Here is a 20,106-nt window from a genome sequence, read left to right as displayed (position 1 = left end):
TTATTAATGTTAAATTTGAAGTGTGTAGTAACGTAAAGCCCTGACTGCAATAGTCGGGGCTTTTGTTCATTGTAGATCAAGCTGTTATCCAGGATGCTTAGCCGCGTTGGTTCAACAATCCATCACTCAGTGGGTATTAAAAAAATTAATGCTTGCTTAATGATTAGAAGTAGGTCTACTATAGCGGCATCGGTTTGGAACACAGACCTTATGCAAGCAGTTTTAGTAAAGCAGTTCTCAGTTCAAGCGTTATCCTCAGATACTCTTCTTCATGAGCCTCCTCCCTAAGTGCCCCATAAGTTAATTTCTGCAAAACAGGCCATCTTCGCTGCATAAGCGGCTCAAAAACATGAAAGGAAGTATCTATGTCTAACAAAATGACTGGTTTAGTAAAATGGTTTAACTCTGATAAAGGCTTCGGCTTTATCACTCCTCAGGACGGTAGCAAGGATGTGTTTGTGCATTTTTCCGCTATCCAGAGTAACGATTTTAAAACGTTAGACGAAGGTCAAAAGGTGGAGTTCTCCGTGGAGAATGGCGCTAAAGGCCCGTCTGCTGTTAACGTTGTCGCGCTGTAAACGCCGATAATTTCACGAAGGCTTACGATAGCGATGAAGGCCAGAGCCCGAGCAGTTAAGCACCAGTGAAGAAAAAACCCGCGAAAGCGGGTTTTTTTGTTTATGCGATAGCGTTGGGCTTAGGGCATCTGTGCCGCGCGTCCCAGATAGCTGTCCCAGTCTTTCCACACGGGCTGTAATCCCTGCGCCATCAGTGCTTCAGCAACGGCTTCCGGGCGACGATCGTCGTGCGGGGAGAACTGTTCCAGTTCGGGGTGGTTATCGGCATAACCACCGGGCTGGGTTTTTGAGAAGGCGCTGACGTTGTTGATTGCCAACGGGATCACATGGTCACGAAACCATGGCGATTCGCGGGTGGAGAGCGACAGCTCAATTTCTGGTGCCAGTAAACGAAACGCGCAAATGGTCTGGACCAGCTGTCGCTCATCCATGATCGATGCAGGCTCAACGCCTCCGGTGCATGGGCGCAGGCGAGGGAAGGAGATAGAGTAGCGGCTCTGCCAGTAATGCTGCTGCATCCACAGCAGATGTTCAGCTACCATATAGCAGTCAACCCGCCAGCTGTCGGACAAACCAATCAACGCGCCAAGACCGATTTTGTCGATCCCTGCGCGGCCCAGCCGGTCCGGCGTTTCCAGTCGCCAGAAGAAATCCTGCTTTTTCCCCTTCAGATGGTGGCGGGCGTAAATCGCCTCATGATAGCTCTCCTGATACACCATCACGCCATCCAGCCCCAGCGTCTTCAGCTCCGCATATTCAGCCTCTGACAGCGGCTGTACTTCCATCTGTAAAGAGGCAAACTGGCGGCGAATGGCAGGCAAATGGCGACGAAAGTAATCCATCCCCACTTTGGCCTGATGTTCACCGGTGACCAGTAGCAGATGCTCAAAGCCCAGCTCACGGATAGCCGCACACTCACGTTGTATCTCATTTTCGTCCAGCGTTTTGCGTTTGATACGGTTGCTCATCGAAAAACCGCAGTAGGTGCAGTCGTTGGCACAAAGGTTGGAGAGATACAACGGCACGTAAAAGCTCACCGTGTTGCCAAAACGCTGACGGGTGAGCTTTTGCGCCCGTTGCGCAAGCGGCTCCAGATAATCGGCGGCGGCAGGAGAGAGCAATGCCATCAGATCGTCGCGACTAAGATGCGAAGCGTTGAGGGCGCGCTCCACGTCAGCGGCGGTTTTACCGTTGATGCGCAGGCGGATGTCGTCCCAGTCCAGCTGTCGCCAGCGATCGCTGAACGTTTTCATGCGAAGGCCTCCAGGAATCCGGTTAGCGGGCTTGTGGGATTTGCCTGCGAGCTTTTGCTTCCAGGTACCGCCTGGCGCGCCAAAAGGCCTGCTTCAACTGCCAGACGGAAAGCGGTGGCCATCATCACCGGGCTGTCGGCTACCGCGATTGCCGTGTTGACCAGCACCGCGTCGGCGCCCATTTCCAGTGCCTGCGTGGCGTGGCTGGGGACGCCGATGCCTGCATCAACCACCACCGGCACGGTCGCCTGTTGGATAATAATCTCCAGCATCGCTTTGGTTTCCAGCCCCTGGTTGGAGCCGATAGGCGCGCCGAGCGGCATCACCGCCGCGCAGCCCACGTCTTCCAGCCGCTTGCACAGTACCGGATCCGCGCCGCAGTAGGGCAGCACCACAAAGCCCTGTTTCACCAGCGCTTCGGCAGCTTTTAGTGTTTCAATCGGATCCGGCAATAGCCAGCGGGCATCCGGGTGGATTTCTAATTTCAGCCAGTTTGTGCCCAGCGCTTCACGCGCCAGTTGGGCGGCGAAAATCGCCTCTTCAGCGGTTTTCGCTCCGGAGGTGTTAGGCAGCAGCGTCACGCCCGCGTCGATAAGCGGGGCCAGAATGGCATCGTTATGCTGGCGCAAATCCACGCGCTTCATGGCCAGCGTGACCAACTGGCTGCCGGAGGCGCGAATCGCCTCGACCATCAGCTGCGATGAGGCAAATTTTCCGGTACCGGTGAACAGATGTGAATCAAACGTTTTGTCGGCAATACGTAACATATCAACCCCCTGCAATAACCTGAAAAAGCAGGATCTGGTCGCCTTCCTGCACGATTTGCTGCTGCCACTGCTCGCGCGGCAGGATCTGCTGATTGAGCGCCAGCGCCGCGCCCGGTTTAAGCTGATTAAGCTCGGTGAGCAGCCCGCTGACGGTTTGTCCCTCGGCGCACTGCATCGGCTCATCATTGAACTGAATCTGCATGTTGCCCTCCACATACCGGGCAGCCATTGGCCCGACGCAGCGCAAGGCTGCGCCATTGGCTGGTTTTACCGTCAAACAGGCGTAACTCGCCGCTGGGCGTCGCAATGCCGCTAAGCAGCTTGATGGCTTCCAGCGCCTGCAAGGTGCCCATCACGCCGACAACCGGGCCGACGATACCGGCGGTACGGCAGTTGCGCTCAGGTTCGACATCATCCGGCCACAGGCAGCGGTAACAACCTTGTTCCCACGGTGGCGTGAGCACCATCAACTGGCCGCCGAAACCGACGGCGCTGGCGGTAACCAAAGGTGTATTCAGCGACACGCAGGCGGCGTTAATTTCCTGACGCGTGGCCATGTTGTCGGTACAGTCGAGCACCACATCGGCACGCGCTACCGCATGTCGGAGCGCATCGCCTTTCAGTCGCTGCTGGAGTGATACCAGTTCGATATCCGGGTTGAGCCGCGTCAGGCGCTGCTGGGCAATCTGCGATTTTGAACGCGCGATATCATCAGTGGTAAACAGGATCTGGCGCTGCAGATTGCTCAAATGAATGTCGTCATCGTCTACCAGCGTCAGTTTGCCGATACCTGCTCCCGCCAGATACAGCGCGGCAGGCGAACCTAACCCGCCTAAACCGACAATCAGCACATGGCTGTCGAGCAGCTTTTGTTGGCCCTCAATCGCGATATCGCCGAGCAGGATCTGCCGGCTGTAGCGCATAAAGTCGCGGTCATTCATCGCCGACTCCCGCGATATCCAGCAGTTGCGCCGTGGCTGCCTGCCAGTCAGCCGCCTGGGTAATGGCGCTGACCACGGCAATGCTGCCGACGCCGGTTGCCAGCACCGCGGGCGCACGTTCCAGGCTGATGCCGCCAATGGCGACGGTCGGGTAATCGGCCAGTCGTTCAATATGACTTGCCAGCTGCGTCAGCCCCTGCGGGGAGGAAGGCATATGCTTGGTTTGCGTGGGGAAGACGTGGCCGAGTGCGATATAAGAAGGCTTAGCCGCCAGCGCGACGTCGATCTCCATATCATCGTGAGTGGATACACCCAGGCGCAGCCCCGCCGCCTGAATCGCCTTCAGATCGGTGGTTTCAAGGTCTTCCTGGCCCAGATGCACGCCGTAAGCGTGGTGCTTAATCGCCAGCCGCCAGTAGTCGTTGATAAACAGGCGGGCGTCATAGCGACGCCCCAGTTCAATGGCGGCCATGACGTCGGCTTCGACCTCTTCATCACGCTTATCTTTAATGCGCAGTTGGATCGTGCGTACGCCCGCCAGCAGCAGGCGTTCAATCCACGCCACGCTGTCCACCACCGGGTAAAGCCCGAGGCGGAACGGCACGGTCGGGAAATCAGGCTGGTACATTATGCCTCCTCTTTTTTGAGGTAGATTTCACCGCCTTTGGCGCGGAAGTTCTCCGACATATCTGCCATTCCCACTTCAATAGTCTGCGCGGCGGCGTAGTCGCGTACTTCCTGGCTGATTTTCATCGAGCAGAACTTCGGCCCGCACATGGAGCAGAAATGGGCGACTTTGCCGGACTCCTGCGGCAGGGTTTCATCGTGATAAGCGCGGGCAGTGAACGGGTCGAGCGCGAGGTTAAACTGGTCTTCCCAGCGGAATTCGAAGCGCGCTTTCGACATCGCGTTATCGCGGATCTGCGCGCCCGGGTGGCCTTTGGCTAAATCCGCGGCGTGAGCGGCAATCTTGTAGGTAATCAGCCCTTGCTTCACGTCTTCTTTGTTAGGCAGGCCGAGGTGCTCTTTTGGCGTGACGTAGCACAGCATCGCGCAGCCAAACCAGCCGATCATCGCCGCGCCAATGCCGGAGGTGAAGTGGTCATAGCCCGGCGCGATATCTGTCGTCAACGGCCCTAAGGTGTAGAACGGCGCTTCGTGGCAGCTCTCCAGCTCTTCGGTCATGTTGCGTTGGATCATATGCATCGGCACATGCCCTGGGCCTTCAATCATCACCTGCACATCGTATTCCCAGGCGATTTTGGTTAGCTCGCCCAGCGTATGCAGTTCGGAGAACTGCGCTTCGTCGTTGGCATCCTGAATCGAACCCGGGCGCAGGCCGTCACCGAGAGAGAGCGAGACATCGTAGGCGGCGCAGATTTCACAAATTTCGCGGAAATGTTCAAACAGGAAGTTTTCTTTGTGATGAGAAAGGCACCATTTCGCCATAATTGAACCGCCGCGCGAGACAATTCCGGTCAGGCGTTTAGCGGTCATCGGCACGTAGCGCAGCAGTACGCCCGCATGGATAGTGAAGTAGTCGACGCCCTGTTCGGCCTGTTCCAGCAACGTATCGCGGAACGCTTCCCAGGTGAGATCTTCGGCGATCCCGTTGACCTTCTCCAGCGCCTGGTAGATCGGTACGGTGCCGATCGGCACCGGGCTGTTACGCAGGATCCACTCGCGGGTTTCGTGAATATAGCGACCGGTGGAAAGGTCCATCACCGTATCTGCGCCCCAGCGGGTCGACCACACCAGTTTTTCGACCTCTTCTTCGATAGAGGAAGTGACCGCCGAGTTACCGATGTTGGCATTCACCTTCACCAGGAAGTTGCGGCCGATGATCATCGGCTCGGATTCCGGGTGGTTGATGTTGGCGGGAATAATCGCCCGGCCCGCAGCGACTTCATCACGCACGAATTCCGGGGTGATATTTTCCGGCAGACGCGCGCCAAAGTTCATCCCCGGATGCTGGTGGCGCAGCACTTCACTACGAATACGCTCGCGGCCCATATTTTCACGGATGGCGATAAACTCCATCTCCGGCGTGACGATCCCCTGACGGGCGTAGTGCAACTGGGTCACGCGCTTTCCGGCTTTGGCGCGCTTTGGCGTCAGCAGGCCGCTGAAACGCAGCTCGTCCAGGCCATCGTCGGCCAGGCGCTCTTTGGTGTAAGCGGAGCTGCGGTCGTCTAATTCTTCGCTGTCGTTACGCGCCGCAATCCACGGCTGGCGCAGTTTCGCCAGGCCCTGCTGGACGTTAATCGCCACGTCAGGATCGCCATACGGCCCGGAGGTGTCGTACACCGGCACGGCTTCGTTGTCTTCAAATTGCGGGTTGTCTTTGCTGCCGCCAATCAGCGTCGGGCTAAGCTGGATTTCGCGCATCGGAATGCGGATATCCGGCTGCGAACCGGTAATATAAATGCGTTTTGAGTTAGGGAAGGCGGTCCCTTCCAGGGTATCGATAAAGTGTTGGGCTTGCGCGCGCTGTTCGCGGCGTGATGGTTTAGTAGTGGCAGACATAGCTCATTCCAAAAAAGTAAGGACGTGGCTTGTCAGACGACGGATGAAGCAAGAGAGGCGATCACCCAAAGGCGAACGGTTGTAGATTGACTCTTGTTCCCTTCGCAGGTCTTAACCTGATCAGGTTCCGCGGATCCCGAATTAACGGTCTCAGCCTTTTCCACGTCATCCTTCGCGCTGCCTCTTTGTTGGCTTCGTCCGCTCACTCCAGTCACTTACTTAGGTAAGCTCCTGGAGATTCACTGACTTGCCGCCTTGACGCATCACGAATGCTTTTGTGGAAAATAAGCACTCCGACAAGAAGTAACCTCTATCTTAGAGGTAATGAATGTAAACTACGCGTTAATGCGACAAATCTCAAGCAGGACGTTTGAGAGTGCCACTCTCGTGCATCGCATCAAATACCAGCATGATCAGCTTATCTTCGAGCACGAACCGGGCTTCCAGCGCTTCGCCGAGATCCGATAAAACCTTTTGAAACTCAAGGAAGTTATCATGATCAATCGCAGTTTCCAGGCTGGAGTCATAGTAGTCCATGATCAGCTGCGTATTGGCTTCCAGCAGCGGCCAAATTTTTGTGGCTTTTAAAAGCTGCCCGTTGCCTTCCAATTTATGGAGAATACGTTCATAAATACTGAAGTGTCCGGTGGAGAGGTAATCGACCAGGCTCTGACAAAAATCATCCAGCGCCTTTTCATTGAGTCGCATGTACGATTCTTTGCCAGGCTTAATGCCAACCAGATTGTAGTAAGCCACGAGCAGGTGCTTACGTACATGTAGCCAGCGATCAACCAGTTTATTACTTCCTCCGACGTGCTCCGTCAGGCTTTCCAGCTGGTTTAGCATGATTGACTCCGCAAGATGGTGTTTAGGAACTGCTCACCCGTAAATGTAAAAATAATGTAAACAACATGCCTGTGAAGCAAAGGTTGCGCAAGAGATATGGATCGTATAATTGAAAAATTAGATAGCGGCTGGTGGATTGTCAGTCATGAGCAAAAGTTATGGTTACCTCATGGCGAGCTACCTTATGGCGACGCAGCCCGTTTTGATCTGATTGGTCAGCGCGCGCTGCCAATAGGCGAGTGGGAAGGGGAAACTGTCTGGCTGGTGCAGCAGCAGCGTCGACACGATATGGGGTCGGTGCGCCAGGTCATTGACCAGGACGTTGGCCTGTTTCAACTGGCCGGACGAGGCGTACAGCTGGCAGAGTTTTACCGCTCGCATAAATTCTGCGGTTACTGCGGCCATCCCATGCACCCGAGTAAAACGGAGTGGGCGATGCTCTGTAGTCACTGCCGCGAACGTTATTACCCGCAAATTGCTCCCTGCATAATCGTCGCTATTCGCCGAGATGATTCCATCCTGCTCGCCCAACATGTTCGCCATCGCAACGGCGTGCATACCGTGCTGGCGGGTTTTGTCGAAGTGGGCGAGACCCTCGAGCAGGCGGTGGCGCGTGAAGTCATGGAAGAGAGCGGCATCAAGGTGAAAAACCTGCGTTATGTCACTTCTCAGCCGTGGCCGTTCCCACAGTCTTTGATGACCGCATTTATGGCGGAGTATGATAGCGGCGAAATCGTCATCGACCCGAAAGAGCTGCTGGAAGCGAACTGGTATCGCTATGACGATTTACCGCTCTTGCCCCCGCCGGGTACTGTCGCGCGTCGATTGATTGAAGATACTGTGGCAATGTGTCGGGCTGAGTACGAGTAAAGAGCGAGTGGTGATACACTGATGGACTGACGCAATAAGGAACTGCAAAAATGACCGAACTGAAGAACGATCGTTATCTGCGTGCGCTGCTGCGCCAGCCCGTTGATGTCACTCCGGTATGGATGATGCGCCAGGCAGGCCGTTATCTACCGGAATACAAAGCTACCCGTGCCGAAGCGGGCGATTTTATGGCGCTGTGCAAAAATGCCGAGCTGGCCTGCGAAGTCACGCTGCAGCCGCTTCGTCGCTATAAACTTGATGCCGCGATCCTCTTCTCCGATATCCTGACGATCCCGGATGCGATGGGACTCGGGCTGTATTTTGAAGCAGGAGAAGGTCCACGCTTCACCTCTCCGATTACCAGCAAGGCTGACGTCGACAAACTGCCGATCCCGGACCCGGAAGATGGGCTTGGATACGTGATGAACGCGGTGCGCACTATCCGCCGTGAACTGAAAGGCGAAGTGCCGCTGATCGGCTTCTCCGGTAGCCCGTGGACGCTGGCGACCTACATGGTTGAAGGCGGCAGCAGCAAAGCCTTCACCGTGATTAAAAAGATGATGTATGCCGACCCTAAAGCGCTGCATCTGCTGCTTGATAAGCTGGCGAAGAGCGTCACGCTGTACCTGAACGCGCAGATCAAAGCGGGCGCGCAGTCGGTGATGATTTTCGATACCTGGGGCGGTGTGCTGACCGGTCGCGATTATCAGCAGTTCTCCCTGTACTACATGCACAAAATCGTCGATGGCCTGCTACGCGAGAACGAAGGTCGTCGCGTACCTGTGACCCTGTTTACCAAAGGTGGTGGTCAGTGGCTGGAAGCGATGGCGGAAACCGGCTGTGATGCGTTAGGTCTCGACTGGACCACTGACATTGCCGATGCGCGTCGTCGTGTAGGTCATAAAGTGGCGCTACAGGGCAATATGGATCCGTCCATGCTATATGCACCGCCAGCCCGCATCGAAGAAGAGGTGGCGACAATTCTGGCCGGATTCGGTCAGGGCGAAGGGCATGTCTTTAACCTGGGTCACGGCATTCATCAGGACGTCCCGCCAGAACATGCGGGTGTCTTTGTGGAGGCGGTACATCGGTTGTCCGAACAGTACCACCGTTAAGGAGTCATTATGGATCTCGCGTCATTACGCGCGCAGCAGCTTGAACTGGCCTCTTCATTGATCCGCGAGGATCGTCTGAAGTACGATCCGCCGGATCTGATCGGCGGGGCGGACGTTGGGTTTGAGCAGGGTGGCGAAGTGACGCGAGCCGCGATGGTCTTACTGAAGTATCCCACGCTTGAACTGGTTGAATATAAGGTGGCGCGTATCGCCACTACCATGCCCTACATTCCCGGTTTTCTCTCCTTTCGTGAAACCCCCGCGCTGATGGCCGCCTGGCAACTGCTCTCGCACAAGCCAGATCTGCTGTTCGTTGACGGGCACGGCATTTCGCACCCGCGCCGTCTGGGCGTGGCCAGCCATTTTGGCCTGCTGGTGGACGTCCCAACGATCGGTGTGGCGAAAAAACGGCTGTGTGGCAAGTTTGAACCGCTCGCTGCTGAACCCGGTGCGCTAGTGCCATTGCTGGATAAAGGCGAACAGCTGGCATGGGTCTGGCGCAGCAAAGCGCGCTGTAACCCGTTGTTTATTTCTACGGGCCACCGCGTGAGTTTGGACAGCGCACTGGCGTGGGTACAACGCTGTATGAACGGCTATCGTCTGCCGGAACCAACGCGCTGGGCAGATGCGGTGGCATCCGAACGCCCGGCTTTTACGCGGCTTGCAGCAAAAGCGCCCCATATCGGGTAAACTGCGGCTAATTTCCGTATTTGAGAACTCATCATGTTACAAAATCCGATTCACCTGCGTCTGGAGAAGCTGGAAAGCTGGCAGCACGTCACGTTTATGGCCTGTCTGTGCGAACGCATGTACCCGAATTACGCCATGTTCTGCAAGCAAACTGAATTTGGTGATGGACAGATTTACCGCCGAATTCTGGATCTGATTTGGGAAGCGCTGACGGTTAAAGACGCGAAAATCAATTTCGACAGCCAGCTGGAAAAGTTTGAAGAGGCCATTCCTTCTGCAGACGATTACGATCTGTACGGCGTTTATCCGGCGATTGATGCCTGTGTGGCATTAAGCGAACTGATGCATTCACGTCTTAGCGGTGAAACGCTGGAGCATGCAATTGAAGTTAGTAAAGCTTCGATTACGACGGTAGCGATGCTGGAAATGACCCAGGCTGGTCGCGAAATGACCGATGAAGAGCTCAAAGAGAACCCTGCCGTTGAGCAAGAATGGGATATTCAGTGGGAAATTTTCCGACTTTTAGCCGACTGTGAAGAACGCGATATTGAGCTGATAAAAGGGCTGCGTGCAGACCTGCGCGAGGCTGGCGAGAGCAATATTGGTATAAATTTTCAGCAATGACACCACAAAACGTGATTTAACGCCTGATTTGTCGTGCCTGAAGGCTTCCCATCCGCCCCCGGTCTGGTCTACATTTGGGGGGCGAAAAAAAGTGGCTATCGGTGCGTGTATGCAGGAGAGTGCTTTTCTGGCATTTCCGTCGCACTCGATGCTTAGCAAGCGATAAACACATTGTAAGGATAACTTATGAACAAGACTCAACTGATTGATGTAATTGCAGACAAAGCAGAACTGTCTAAAACACAGGCTAAAGCTGCTCTGGAATCCACTCTGGCTGCTATTACTGAGTCTCTGAAAGAAGGCGATGCTGTACAACTGGTTGGTTTCGGTACCTTCAAAGTGAACCACCGTGCTGAGCGCACTGGCCGCAACCCGCAGACCGGTAAAGAAATCAAAATTGCCGCAGCTAACGTACCGGCATTTGTTTCTGGTAAAGCACTGAAAGACGCGGTTAAGTAATTCGCGTGGCAGTGAACAGTTTTAACGAAGGGGCGGTTTCGCCCCTTTTGTCCATCTGGCGTCATACGCTTTGGCTTTCAGGTGTTCTGTTACTGTCTGCCTGCGGTAGCCATTCTGAGCTTCCTCCGTTCACGGCCAGCGGCTATGTTGGCGATCAGGGGGCGGTACGCATTTGGCGTAAAGACTCCGGTGACGATGTTCACTTGCTCTCGGTATTTAGTCCGTGGCGAAAAGGCGAAACCACTACCAGTGAATACCGCTGGCAGGGTGATTCGCTCTCTCTGATAGAACTCAACGTTTACAGTAAACCGGCTGAACATGTCCGTATACGCTTCGATGACCGGGGCGAACTGAGCTTCATGCAGCGTGAAGTCGACGGGCAAAAGCAGCAGCTTTCCAGCGATCAAATCGCGCTTTACCGCTATCGCGCCGATCAAATTCGCCAGACCAGCGATGCGCTGCGTCAGGGACGGGTGATATTGCGTCAGGGACGTTGGCATGCGGATAACACGGTCACAACCTGTGAAGGTGAAACGCTGAAGCCAGACCTGGAGTCGTGGGCGATAAACCATATCGAGCGCCGCCAGAAACATTCATCCGTAGAGGTGAGTGTGGCATGGCTGGAAGCGCCCGAAGGGTCGCAGATACTGCTAGTCGCCAATGAAGATTTTTGTCACTGGCAGCCTACAGCCAAAACTTTCTGAAAACCTGAAGACAGGTAGTCAGCAGGCCTGAACCGTATGGCGTCATTAGGCATTAAGTCTTTTACCAGTGACCCATTCCCATATGGCCGCCGCCGCGATGGTTACTGCCACCGCCGCATCCGCCGTAGCCCATTCCCGCGCCACGTGGCACGCCAGCCTGCGCCATTGCGACATCGCGTTTAACGCGCTGCTCGTCCAGAGACTGATTCAACGCTTCCATCTCTTTTGCAACGGCATTAATTTTTGCCGTGTCCGGCGAGCTGGCCGTTAATAGTGCATTGTACTCATAACGTTTGGATGTCAGCTGTTGGCGCAACGCGCTGGTCTGGGAGTAGTAATCATCATAGATTTTCTGTGCGGCAGCCTGCTGCTCAGCGGTCATTGGGGTACCGCCCCGTTGCTGCATTCCATCACCATATCCCCAGTGATTCTGCGCCAGTACCGGGGTGGAGCCCAGTGCGATCAGAGAAAGTGCAATCAGTGCCAGTTTGTTGTTCCGTTTCATCGTTCGTTCTCCTGTTGGTTAGCTTACATTCCCTATTGCATCTTCCGTGCCAAAGCGGCAATCCCAGTCCTGCGGGCGTCGTACCCGCCGTCTTTGCAGGAAAACGAGTAAAAATGACTCGCCAGAACGCGCCAGCGAGTCATTTTTACCCGGTACTTTCAGCTGTTTGTGTCTGAGGGCAGGGTTATCAGGGGGAAAAAATGGCATGATTTCTGCTGTATACCTGCAACGATGAAAGGAACAAGTGGGATAAAGGGAGAGCGTATGCGTCTTTATAAGGATACGGTGGCAAAGTGGTTGAGCCGACTCTTGCTGGCGGCAATCCTGATTTTGGTCGGCTGGTTTTCGATTATGACTATTCGGGACTATGGGCGGGAAAGTGGTGCCGCGCGGCAAACGCTACTGGAAAAAGGCAGCGTGCTCATTCGCGCTCTGGAGTCTGGTACGCGTGTAGGCATGGGGATGCGCATGCATCATGCCCAGCAGCAGACGCTACTGGAGGAAATGGCCGTACAACCAGGCGTGCTATGGTTTGCCGTCGTCGATGAGCATGGTGTCATTATTACTCACAGCAATTCCGCGATGGTCGGAAAAACGCTCTATTCACCGGATGTCCTGCGACAGCTTAGTCCTGGGGAGCAAGAAAGCTGGCGGAATATTGAAATTCCAGCGAGGGATGGTGAAAAAACGCCGGCCCTGGAAATTTATCGCCAGTTTCAGCCGATGTATGGTCCAGGACGCCACGGCATGGCGCGCTGTGCCAGCAATGACGGGCAGCTTATCACCCCAGCGCAAATCATATTTATCGCCTTTGATGCCAGCGATCTGACAGCGACTCAGGCAAGAGAGTGGCGTAACACACTGATAGTCCTCTGTGCGCTGGCGGCTGTGTTGCTGGCCACCGTACTGACGTTCTTCTGGTATCAGCGCTATCAGCGTTCGTACAAAGAACTTCAGGATGCGATGAAGCGTAAAGAAAAACTGTTAGCGCTCGGGCATCTTGCGGCTGGAGTGGCGCATGAAATTCGTAACCCGCTTTCATCGATCAAAGGTCTGGCGAAGTATTTTGCCGAGCGAACCCCGGCAGGAGGCGAGTCGCATGAGCTGGCACAGGTGATGGCAAAAGAGGCGGATCGTTTAAATCGGGTGGTGAGCGAGCTGCTGGAGCTGGTGAAGCCTGCACATCTGACGCTGCAACAGGTGGATCTCAATGAGGTTATCACCCACTCATTACACCTGGTGGGTCAGGATGCGGCAAGCAGGGAAATCCAGCTCCGCTTTTCGGCCAATTCTACGCTGCCCGCTATCCAGGCCGATCCTGACCGACTGACTCAGGTTTTGTTGAATCTGTATCTGAACGCCATTCATGCGATTGGTCGTCAGGGCACGATCACGGTTGAAGCGAATGAAAGCAGCGGCGATCGCGTTAAAATTGTGGTTACCGATAGCGGGAAGGGAATTGTAGCGGAACAGTTGGAGGCCATTTTTACGCCTTACTTTACAACCAAAGCTGACGGAACCGGCCTCGGGCTGGCGGTAGTGCAGAACATTATCGAACAGCATGGTGGCACCATTCAGGTGGCAAGCGTTGAGGGCAAAGGTGCGACCTTTACCCTTTGGCTGCCGACCAAAGCGAAACAACAGGATTAACAAGGATGACGCGCGGAAAAATCAATATTCTGGTAGTAGATGACGATATCAGCCACTGCACCATTTTACAGGCGCTGCTGCGCGGCTGGGGTTATGAGGTCGCGCTGGCCTATAGCGGGCGAGCGGCGCTGGAACAGGTGCGCGAACGCGTATTTGATTTAGTGCTGTGTGATGTACGCATGGCGGAGATGGACGGTATCGCAACGCTGAAAGAGATTAAAGCGCTGAATCCGGCGATTCCGGTCTTGATCATGACGGCGTTCTCCAGCGTAGAGACCGCCGTTGAGGCGCTTAAAACCGGGGCGCTGGACTACTTAATCAAGCCGCTGGATTTTGACCGTCTGCAGGAGACGCTGGAAAAGGCGCTGGCGCATACGCGGGAAATGGGCGCTGAATTGCCGTCAGCGTCGGCTGCGCAGTTTGGCATGATTGGCAGCAGTCCGGCGATGCAGAAGTTGCTCAATGAAATCGCGATGGTTGCGCCCTCAGATGCGACAGTGCTCATTCACGGAGACTCCGGCACGGGCAAAGAACTGGTGGCCCGGGCGCTGCATGCCAGCAGCGCCCGTCGCGATAAGCCGCTGGTGACGCTCAACTGCGCGGCGCTTAATGAATCGCTGCTGGAGTCCGAACTTTTTGGTCACGAGAAAGGGGCGTTTACCGGGGCGGATAAACGCCGGGAAGGGCGCTTTGTGGAAGCCGATGGTGGCACGTTATTTCTTGATGAAATTGGCGATATCTCACCGCTGATGCAGGTGCGTTTGCTGCGGGCTATCCAGGAGCGAGAAGTGCAGCGAGTTGGTAGCAATCAGACCATTGCGGTTGATGTCCGGCTGATAGCCGCTACGCATCGCGATCTAGCAGAGGAAGTCAGCGCCGGGCGCTTTCGTCAGGATCTCTACTATCGTCTGAACGTCGTCACCATTGAAATGCCAGCGCTGTGCCAGCGCCGGGAAGATATTCCGCTGTTAGCCGAACATTTTCTCCAGCGTTTTGCCGCGCGTAACCGTAAAGCGGTGAAAGGCTTTACTCCGCAGGCGATGGATCTGCTGATCCACTACGACTGGCCGGGCAATATTCGTGAGCTGGAAAATGCGATTGAGCGCTCGGTGGTGCTGCTGACGGGGGAATATATTTCCGAACGTGAACTGCCGATGGCGATTGCCGCGACGCCGATAAAAACGGAATTCAGTGGCGAGATCCAACCGCTGGTGGATGTCGAAAAGGAGGTGATTCTGGCGGCGCTTGAAAAAACGGGCGGCAATAAAACGGAAGCCGCCCGTCAGTTAGGCATTACGCGTAAAACGCTGCTGGCGAAAATTTCGCGTTAGCGTTGCTCGCGTTCAATGGCGCGCCAGCCGATGTCGTTACGGCTGAAGCTGCCATCCCAGCGGATGTCGGTCATCAGGGCGTAAGCGCGTTTCTGCGCTTCAGCCACGGTGTTGCCCAGCGCGGTGGCGCACAGCACGCGACCACCGTTGGTCAGCACGCGATCGTCAGCAGACAGTTTGGTGCCCGCGTGGAACACTTTACCGTCAGCGACGTCTTCCAGCGGCAGACCGTGGATCTCATCGCCGGTATTGTAATTACCCGGATAACCTCCGGCGGCAATGACCACACCCAGCGAGGCGCGTTCGTCCCACTCGGAGGTTTTCTCATCCAGCTTGCCGTCACAGGCGGCGAGGCACAGCTCCACCAGATCGGACTTCATGCGCAGCATGATCGGCTGGGTTTCCGGATCGCCGAAGCGGCAGTTAAACTCGATAACCTTTGGGTTGCCCTGCTTGTCGATCATCAGGCCCGCATAAAGGAAACCGGTGTAGGTGTTACCTTCCGCCGCCATGCCTTTCACGGTTGGCCAGATGATGCGTTCCATGGTGCGCTGATGCACTTCATCAGTTACCACCGGCGCTGGTGAGTAAGCACCCATCCCGCCGGTGTTTGGGCCGGTATCGCCATTGCCCACGCGCTTGTGGTCCTGGCTGGTGGCCATCGGCAGCACGTGCTCACCGTCGACCATGACAATAAAGCTCGCTTCTTCACCGTCGAGGAACTCTTCAATCACGATGCGGTGGCCCGCGTCGCCAAACGCGTTGCCGGCCAGCATGTCATGAACCGCGGCTTCGGCTTCCTCCAGCGTCATCGCCACGATAACGCCTTTCCCGGCAGCCAGACCGTCAGCTTTGATAACGATCGGCGCGCCTTTCTCGCGCAGGTAAGCCAGCGCAGGTTCGATTTCGGTGAAGTTCTGATATTCCGCCGTCGGAATCTGGTGACGGGCGAGGAAATCTTTGGTGAAGGCTTTGGAGCCTTCCAGCTGCGCGGCACCTTCGGTTGGGCCGAAGATTTTCAGACCGGCGGCGCGGAACGCATCGACCACGCCAATCACCAGCGGCGCTTCCGGGCCAACGATGGTCAGATCGATCTTCTCGTTCTGGGCAAAGTCCAGCAGCGCTGGAATATCGGTTACGCCGATGGCCACGTTTTGCAGCGTGGGTTCCAGCGCGGTGCCCGCATTGCCCGGGGCGACAAATACTGTTTCGACTTTTGGCGACTGCGCCGCTTTCCACGCCAGGGCGTGCTCGCGCCCGCCGTTGCCAATCACTAATACTTTCATCGTCTGCTCCGTGGATTAATGGCGGAAGTGGCGCATATCGGTAAATACCATCGCAATGCCGTGTTCATTGGCGGCGGCAATCACTTCGTCATCGCGAATAGAACCACCCGGCTGGATCACGCAGGTCACACCGGCGGCAGCAGCGGCATCAATCCCGTCGCGGAACGGGAAGAAAGCGTCAGAAGCCATTGCAGAACCTTTCACTTCCAGGCCTTCGTCGGCCGCTTTGATCCCGGCGATTTTCGCGGAGTACACGCGGCTCATCTGGCCTGCGCCTATGCCAATAGTCATGTTCTCTTTGGCATAAACAATGGCATTGGATTTCACGAACTTCGCCACTTTCCAGCAGAACAGCGCATCGCGCAGCTCCTGCTCGGTCGGCTGGCGTTTGGTCACTACGCGCAGTTCAGCTTCGCTCACCATACCCAGGTCACAGTCCTGAACCAGCAGGCCGCCGTTTACGCGCTTGAAGTCCAGGCCCGGAACGCGCTGCGCCCATTGGCCGCAGACCAGCACGCGAACGTTCTGCTTGGCAGCGGTAATGTTCAGTGCTTCTTCGGTGGCGGATGGCGCGATGATCACTTCCACGAACTGGCGGGAGATAATCGCCTGCGCGGTTTCAGCATCCAGCTCGCGGTTAAAGGCGATGATGCCGCCGAACGCGGAGGTCGGGTCGGTTTTGTAGGCACTGTCGTAAGCGTCGAGAATAGAAGTGCTTACCGCCACGCCACACGGGTTAGCGTGCTTAACGATCACACAGGCTGGCTCGTTGAATTCTTTCACGCACTCCAGCGCCGCATCGGTATCGGCGATGTTGTTGTAGGAAAGTGCTTTGCCCTGTACCTGCTGCGCAGTGGCAACGGAGGCTTCTTTAACATTTTCTTCTATATAGAAGGCAGCCTGCTGGTGGCTGTTCTCGCCGTAGCGCATATCCTGCTTCTTAATGAAGTTCAGGTTCAGCGTACGTGGGAAGCGACCGGCGGCTTCTTTGCTTTCGCCGTGGTAAGCCGGAACCATGCTGCCGAAGTAATTGGCAATCATGCTGTCGTAAGCGGCGGTGTGTTCGAAGGCTTTAATCGCGAGATCGAAACGGGTGTCGAGGGTCAGAGAACCGTCGTTGGCATCCATCTCTTTAATAATGGCGTCGTAGTCGCTGCTCTTCACAACGATAGCTACATCTTTATGATTCTTCGCGGCGGAGCGCACCATGGTCGGGCCGCCGATATCGATGTTCTCTACTGCATCTTCCAGCGAGCAGCCTTCGCGTGCGACGGTCTCGGCGAACGGATACAGGTTAACGACAACCATATCGATAGGAGCAATGTGGTGTTGTTCCATAATGGCATCATCCTGGCCGCGACGACCGAGGATGCCGCCGTGGACCTTCGGATGCAGGGTCTTCACGCGTCCATCCATCATTTCCGGGAAACCGGTGTAATCGGAAACTTCGGTTACCGGCAGACCTTTCTCTGCTAACAGGCGCGCAGTGCCACCTGTAGACAGCAGCTCCACACCACGTGCGGAAAGTGCCTGGGCGAATTCGATGATACCGGCCTTGTCAGAAACACTGAGCAGAGCGCGGCGGACTGGACGACGTTGTTGCATGGTAAATCCCCTGGATTTGACTATTACAGAGAGCGTTAGGTGAATTCTTGGCTAAAAACTCAGCTAACGCCCCTTACGGGGCATCCTTGTTGTGCGGGGGCATTGTAACGAAAACGTTTGCGCAACGCTCGCGAATTTTTAATTTTCGATTTTGACCTCTTCTTTTTCAGTTGAAAGAGGCTGATATAACGAGAGGATCGTAGAAACGATCGTGTGGTTTGTGGATAACTCTGTGCGTAAATGGGTATAAGACGGGGTTTTGCTGTGGAATGCAGCAGTCAGTCATTTTTCTGTCATTTAAGGGTTGCGGGCCACAGGAAACTCCCTATAATGCGCCTCCATCGACACGGCGGATGTGAATCACTTCACACAAACAGCCGGTTCGGTTGAAGAGAAAAACCTGAAAATGAGGGTTGACTCTGAAAGAGGAAAGCGTAATATACGCCACCTCGCGACAGAGCGCTAAAGCGCGTCGCAACTGCTCTTTAACAATTTATCAGACAATCTGTGTGGGCACTCGAAGATACGGATTCTTAACGTCGCAAGACGAAAAATGAATACCAAGTCTCTGAGTGAACATACGTAATTCATTACGAAGTTTAATTCACGAGCATCAAACTTAAATTGAAGAGTTTGATCATGGCTCAGATTGAACGCTGGCGGCAGGCCTAACACATGCAAGTCGAACGGTAGCACAGAGGAGCTTGCTCCTTGGGTGACGAGTGGCGGACGGGTGAGTAATGTCTGGGAAACTGCCCGATGGAGGGGGATAACTACTGGAAACGGTAGCTAATACCGCATAACGTCGCAAGACCAAAGAGGGGGACCTTCGGGCCTCTTGCCATCGGATGTGCCCAGATGGGATTAGCTAGTAGGTGGGGTAACGGCTCACCTAGGCGACGATCCCTAGCTGGTCTGAGAGGATGACCAGCCACACTGGAACTGAGACACGGTCCAGACTCCTACGGGAGGCAGCAGTGGGGAATATTGCACAATGGGCGCAAGCCTGATGCAGCCATGCCGCGTGTATGAAGAAGGCCTTCGGGTTGTAAAGTACTTTCAGCGAGGAGGAAGGCGTTGTGGTTAATAACCTCAGCGATTGACGTTACTCGCAGAAGAAGCACCGGCTAACTCCGTGCCAGCAGCCGCGGTAATACGGAGGGTGCAAGCGTTAATCGGAATTACTGGGCGTAAAGCGCACGCAGGCGGTCTGTCAAGTCGGATGTGAAATCCCCGGGCTCAACCTGGGAACTGCATCCGAAACTGGCAGGCTAGAGTCTTGTAGAGGGGGGTAGAATTCCAGGTGTAGCGGTGAAATGCGTAGAGATCTGGAGGAATACCGGTGGCGAAGGCGGCCCCCTGGACAAAGACTGACGCTCAGGTGCGAAAGCGTGGGGAGCAAACAGGATTAGATACCCTGGTAGTCCACGCCGTAAACGATGTCGACTTGGAGGTTGTGCCCTTGAGGCGTGGCTTCCGGAGCTAACGCGTTAAGTCGACCGCCTGGGGAGTACGGCCGCAAGGTTAAAACTCAAATGAATTGACGGGGGCCCGCACAAGCGGTGGAGCATGTGGTTTAATTCGATGCAACGCGAAGAACCTTACCTACTCTTGACATCCAGAGAACTTAGCAGAGATGCTTTGGTGCCTTCGGGAACTCTGAGACAGGTGCTGCATGGCTGTCGTCAGCTCGTGTTGTGAAATGTTGGGTTAAGTCCCGCAACGAGCGCAACCCTTATCCTTTGTTGCCAGCGGTCCGGCCGGGAACTCAAAGGAGACTGCCAGTGATAAACTGGAGGAAGGTGGGGATGACGTCAAGTCATCATGGCCCTTACGAGTAGGGCTACACACGTGCTACAATGGCATATACAAAGAGAAGCGACCTCGCGAGAGCAAGCGGACCTCATAAAGTATGTCGTAGTCCGGATTGGAGTCTGCAACTCGACTCCATGAAGTCGGAATCGCTAGTAATCGTGGATCAGAATGCCACGGTGAATACGTTCCCGGGCCTTGTACACACCGCCCGTCACACCATGGGAGTGGGTTGCAAAAGAAGTAGGTAGCTTAACCTTCGGGAGGGCGCTTACCACTTTGTGATTCATGACTGGGGTGAAGTCGTAACAAGGTAACCGTAGGGGAACCTGCGGTTGGATCACCTCCTTACCTTAAAGAAACGTTCTTTGTAGTGCTCACACAGATTGTCTGATGAATGATGAACTTCTGAATGTACTTTCGAGTGCATTAAGAAGTTTTGCTCTTTAAAAATCTGGATCAAGCTGAAAATTGAAACGACACACTGTTTCATTTCTCCGTAATAAGAAATGAAAAATGGTGTGTTCGAGTCTCTCAAATTTTT

General features: G+C 55.0%; 20 protein-coding genes and 1 rRNA gene. 10 read left to right on the top strand and 11 right to left on the bottom strand.

Going from position 1 to position 20,106, the window contains the following annotated elements; genetic code table 11:
• Positions 1-365 precede the first annotated feature (365 nt).
• Positions 366-578 (top strand): cold shock protein CspG, encoded by a 213-nt coding sequence (gene cspG, locus SK33_RS22315; protein ID WP_003033098.1) that lies wholly within the window; start codon positions 366-368, stop codon positions 576-578.
• 119 nt (positions 579-697) lie between these two features.
• On the opposite strand, the gene thiH is transcribed toward cspG, so the two are convergent.
• The 7 genes from thiH to SK33_RS22280 all read right to left on the bottom strand — a co-directional run bounded on the left by thiH (position 698) and on the right by SK33_RS22280 (position 6,911).
• Positions 698-1,831 (bottom strand): 2-iminoacetate synthase ThiH, encoded by a 1,134-nt coding sequence (thiH, locus tag SK33_RS22310; protein ID WP_048219989.1) that lies wholly within the window; start codon positions 1,829-1,831, stop codon positions 698-700.
• Complete coding sequence (gene thiG, locus SK33_RS22305; RefSeq protein WP_003842025.1) at positions 1,828-2,598, bottom strand: thiazole synthase; 771 nt, start codon at positions 2,596-2,598, stop codon at positions 1,828-1,830. The genes thiH and thiG overlap by 4 nt, the downstream gene beginning before the upstream one ends.
• A gap of 1 nt (position 2,599) precedes the next feature.
• Positions 2,600-2,800 (bottom strand): sulfur carrier protein ThiS, encoded by a 201-nt coding sequence (thiS, locus tag SK33_RS22300; protein WP_003033088.1) that lies wholly within the window; start codon positions 2,798-2,800, stop codon positions 2,600-2,602.
• On the bottom strand, positions 2,781-3,539 hold the full coding sequence (locus SK33_RS22295; RefSeq protein WP_048219991.1) for a HesA/MoeB/ThiF family protein: 759 nt from the start codon (positions 3,537-3,539) through the stop codon (positions 2,781-2,783). Before SK33_RS22295 ends, thiS begins: the two co-directional genes overlap by 20 nt.
• A complete protein-coding gene (gene thiE, locus SK33_RS22290; protein WP_048219993.1) occupies positions 3,532-4,167 on the bottom strand; it encodes a thiamine phosphate synthase in 636 nt (211 codons plus the stop codon). The genes SK33_RS22295 and thiE overlap by 8 nt, the downstream gene beginning before the upstream one ends.
• Positions 4,167-6,065: a phosphomethylpyrimidine synthase ThiC gene (gene thiC / locus SK33_RS22285; RefSeq protein ID WP_032950754.1), complete on the bottom strand. Its 1,899-nt coding sequence runs from the start codon at positions 6,063-6,065 to the stop codon at positions 4,167-4,169. The genes thiE and thiC overlap by 1 nt, the downstream gene beginning before the upstream one ends.
• A 357-nt stretch (positions 6,066-6,422) precedes the next feature.
• Positions 6,423-6,911: an Rsd/AlgQ family anti-sigma factor gene (locus SK33_RS22280; RefSeq protein WP_003033077.1), complete on the bottom strand. Its 489-nt coding sequence runs from the start codon at positions 6,909-6,911 to the stop codon at positions 6,423-6,425.
• Positions 6,912-7,007: 96 nt separating this feature from the next.
• Here SK33_RS22280 and nudC point away from each other — a divergent pair, with 96 nt between their 5' ends.
• The 6 genes from nudC (at position 7,008) to SK33_RS22250 (ending at position 11,373) form a co-directional block, all read left to right on the top strand.
• Entirely contained in the window at positions 7,008-7,781 is a 774-nt protein-coding gene (nudC, locus tag SK33_RS22275) for an NAD(+) diphosphatase (RefSeq protein WP_003033074.1), read from the top strand.
• 50 nt (positions 7,782-7,831) lie between these two features.
• A complete protein-coding gene (gene hemE, locus SK33_RS22270; protein ID WP_003826889.1) occupies positions 7,832-8,896 on the top strand; it encodes a uroporphyrinogen decarboxylase in 1,065 nt (354 codons plus the stop codon).
• Positions 8,897-8,905: 9 nt separating this feature from the next.
• Positions 8,906-9,586 (top strand): deoxyribonuclease V, encoded by a 681-nt coding sequence (gene nfi, locus SK33_RS22265; RefSeq protein WP_048219996.1) that lies wholly within the window; start codon positions 8,906-8,908, stop codon positions 9,584-9,586.
• Between the two features lie 33 nt (positions 9,587-9,619).
• Positions 9,620-10,210 (top strand): YjaG family protein, encoded by a 591-nt coding sequence (locus SK33_RS22260; RefSeq protein ID WP_003842015.1) that lies wholly within the window; start codon positions 9,620-9,622, stop codon positions 10,208-10,210.
• A gap of 186 nt (positions 10,211-10,396) precedes the next feature.
• On the top strand, positions 10,397-10,669 hold the full coding sequence (hupA, locus tag SK33_RS22255; protein WP_001044509.1) for a nucleoid-associated protein HU-alpha: 273 nt from the start codon (positions 10,397-10,399) through the stop codon (positions 10,667-10,669).
• Between the two features lie 11 nt (positions 10,670-10,680).
• Positions 10,681-11,373 (top strand): DUF1481 domain-containing protein, encoded by a 693-nt coding sequence (locus SK33_RS22250; RefSeq protein ID WP_003033064.1) that lies wholly within the window; start codon positions 10,681-10,683, stop codon positions 11,371-11,373.
• Positions 11,374-11,434: 61 nt separating this feature from the next.
• Here the strand turns inward: SK33_RS22250 and zraP are convergent, their stop codons facing one another.
• Together zraP and SK33_RS22240 are read right to left on the bottom strand one after the other, a co-directional pair.
• Positions 11,435-11,878 carry a zinc resistance sensor/chaperone ZraP gene (gene zraP, locus SK33_RS22245; protein WP_048219998.1) on the bottom strand — a complete coding sequence of 148 codons (444 nt, stop codon included), beginning with the start codon at positions 11,876-11,878 and terminating at the stop codon, positions 11,435-11,437.
• An 18-nt stretch (positions 11,879-11,896) separates the two neighbouring features.
• Positions 11,897-12,085 (bottom strand): hypothetical protein, encoded by a 189-nt coding sequence (locus SK33_RS22240; protein ID WP_128299017.1) that lies wholly within the window; start codon positions 12,083-12,085, stop codon positions 11,897-11,899.
• 57 nt (positions 12,086-12,142) lie between these two features.
• On the opposite strand from SK33_RS22240, the gene zraS reads away from it, so the two are divergent.
• Both zraS and zraR read left to right on the top strand, forming a co-directional pair.
• Entirely contained in the window at positions 12,143-13,528 is a 1,386-nt protein-coding gene (gene zraS / locus SK33_RS22235) for a two-component system sensor histidine kinase ZraS (RefSeq protein WP_048220000.1), read from the top strand.
• A gap of 5 nt (positions 13,529-13,533) precedes the next feature.
• On the top strand, positions 13,534-14,859 hold the full coding sequence (gene zraR / locus SK33_RS22230; RefSeq protein ID WP_032937287.1) for a sigma-54-dependent response regulator transcription factor ZraR: 1,326 nt from the start codon (positions 13,534-13,536) through the stop codon (positions 14,857-14,859).
• Here zraR and purD read toward each other — a convergent pair.
• Together purD and purH are read right to left on the bottom strand one after the other, a co-directional pair.
• Complete coding sequence (purD, locus tag SK33_RS22225) at positions 14,856-16,145, bottom strand: phosphoribosylamine--glycine ligase (protein WP_003033057.1); 1,290 nt, start codon at positions 16,143-16,145, stop codon at positions 14,856-14,858. The genes zraR and purD overlap by 4 nt on opposite strands.
• A gap of 15 nt (positions 16,146-16,160) precedes the next feature.
• Complete coding sequence (gene purH, locus SK33_RS22220; protein ID WP_048220002.1) at positions 16,161-17,750, bottom strand: bifunctional phosphoribosylaminoimidazolecarboxamide formyltransferase/IMP cyclohydrolase; 1,590 nt, start codon at positions 17,748-17,750, stop codon at positions 16,161-16,163.
• Between the two features lie 621 nt (positions 17,751-18,371).
• Here purH and SK33_RS22215 point away from each other — a divergent pair.
• Positions 18,372-19,913, top strand: a 16S ribosomal RNA gene (locus tag SK33_RS22215).
• Positions 19,914-20,106: the final 193 nt, after the last annotated feature.

The organism is Citrobacter sp. MGH103 (genome assembly GCF_001034475.2).
GTDB classification, from domain to species: Bacteria; Pseudomonadota; Gammaproteobacteria; order Enterobacterales; family Enterobacteriaceae; genus Citrobacter; species Citrobacter freundii.
The sequence above is the reverse complement of the archived record's forward strand: the minus strand, read 5'-3'. Positions and strand labels throughout refer to the sequence as shown.

Coding starts and splice junctions, on each gene's coding strand:
- hemE (WP_003826889.1), top strand. CDS start 7,832: ATGACCGAACTGAAGAACGATCGTTATCTGCGTGCGCTGCTGCGCCAG.
- thiS (WP_003033088.1), bottom strand. CDS start 2,800: ATGCAGATTCAGTTCAATGATGAGCCGATGCAGTGCGCCGAGGGACAA.
- nfi (WP_048219996.1), top strand. CDS start 8,906: ATGGATCTCGCGTCATTACGCGCGCAGCAGCTTGAACTGGCCTCTTCA.
- zraR (WP_032937287.1), top strand. CDS start 13,534: ATGACGCGCGGAAAAATCAATATTCTGGTAGTAGATGACGATATCAGC.
- hupA (WP_001044509.1), top strand. CDS start 10,397: ATGAACAAGACTCAACTGATTGATGTAATTGCAGACAAAGCAGAACTG.
- cspG (WP_003033098.1), top strand. CDS start 366: ATGTCTAACAAAATGACTGGTTTAGTAAAATGGTTTAACTCTGATAAA.
- SK33_RS22295 (WP_048219991.1), bottom strand. CDS start 3,539: ATGAATGACCGCGACTTTATGCGCTACAGCCGGCAGATCCTGCTCGGC.
- thiE (WP_048219993.1), bottom strand. CDS start 4,167: ATGTACCAGCCTGATTTCCCGACCGTGCCGTTCCGCCTCGGGCTTTAC.
- nudC (WP_003033074.1), top strand. CDS start 7,008: ATGGATCGTATAATTGAAAAATTAGATAGCGGCTGGTGGATTGTCAGT.
- purD (WP_003033057.1), bottom strand. CDS start 16,145: ATGAAAGTATTAGTGATTGGCAACGGCGGGCGCGAGCACGCCCTGGCG.
- zraS (WP_048220000.1), top strand. CDS start 12,143: ATGCGTCTTTATAAGGATACGGTGGCAAAGTGGTTGAGCCGACTCTTG.
- thiG (WP_003842025.1), bottom strand. CDS start 2,598: ATGTTACGTATTGCCGACAAAACGTTTGATTCACATCTGTTCACCGGT.
- SK33_RS22260 (WP_003842015.1), top strand. CDS start 9,620: ATGTTACAAAATCCGATTCACCTGCGTCTGGAGAAGCTGGAAAGCTGG.
- zraP (WP_048219998.1), bottom strand. CDS start 11,878: ATGAAACGGAACAACAAACTGGCACTGATTGCACTTTCTCTGATCGCA.
- SK33_RS22240 (WP_128299017.1), bottom strand. CDS start 12,085: ATGCCATTTTTTCCCCCTGATAACCCTGCCCTCAGACACAAACAGCTG.
- SK33_RS22280 (WP_003033077.1), bottom strand. CDS start 6,911: ATGCTAAACCAGCTGGAAAGCCTGACGGAGCACGTCGGAGGAAGTAAT.
- thiH (WP_048219989.1), bottom strand. CDS start 1,831: ATGAAAACGTTCAGCGATCGCTGGCGACAGCTGGACTGGGACGACATC.
- thiC (WP_032950754.1), bottom strand. CDS start 6,065: ATGTCTGCCACTACTAAACCATCACGCCGCGAACAGCGCGCGCAAGCC.
- purH (WP_048220002.1), bottom strand. CDS start 17,750: ATGCAACAACGTCGTCCAGTCCGCCGCGCTCTGCTCAGTGTTTCTGAC.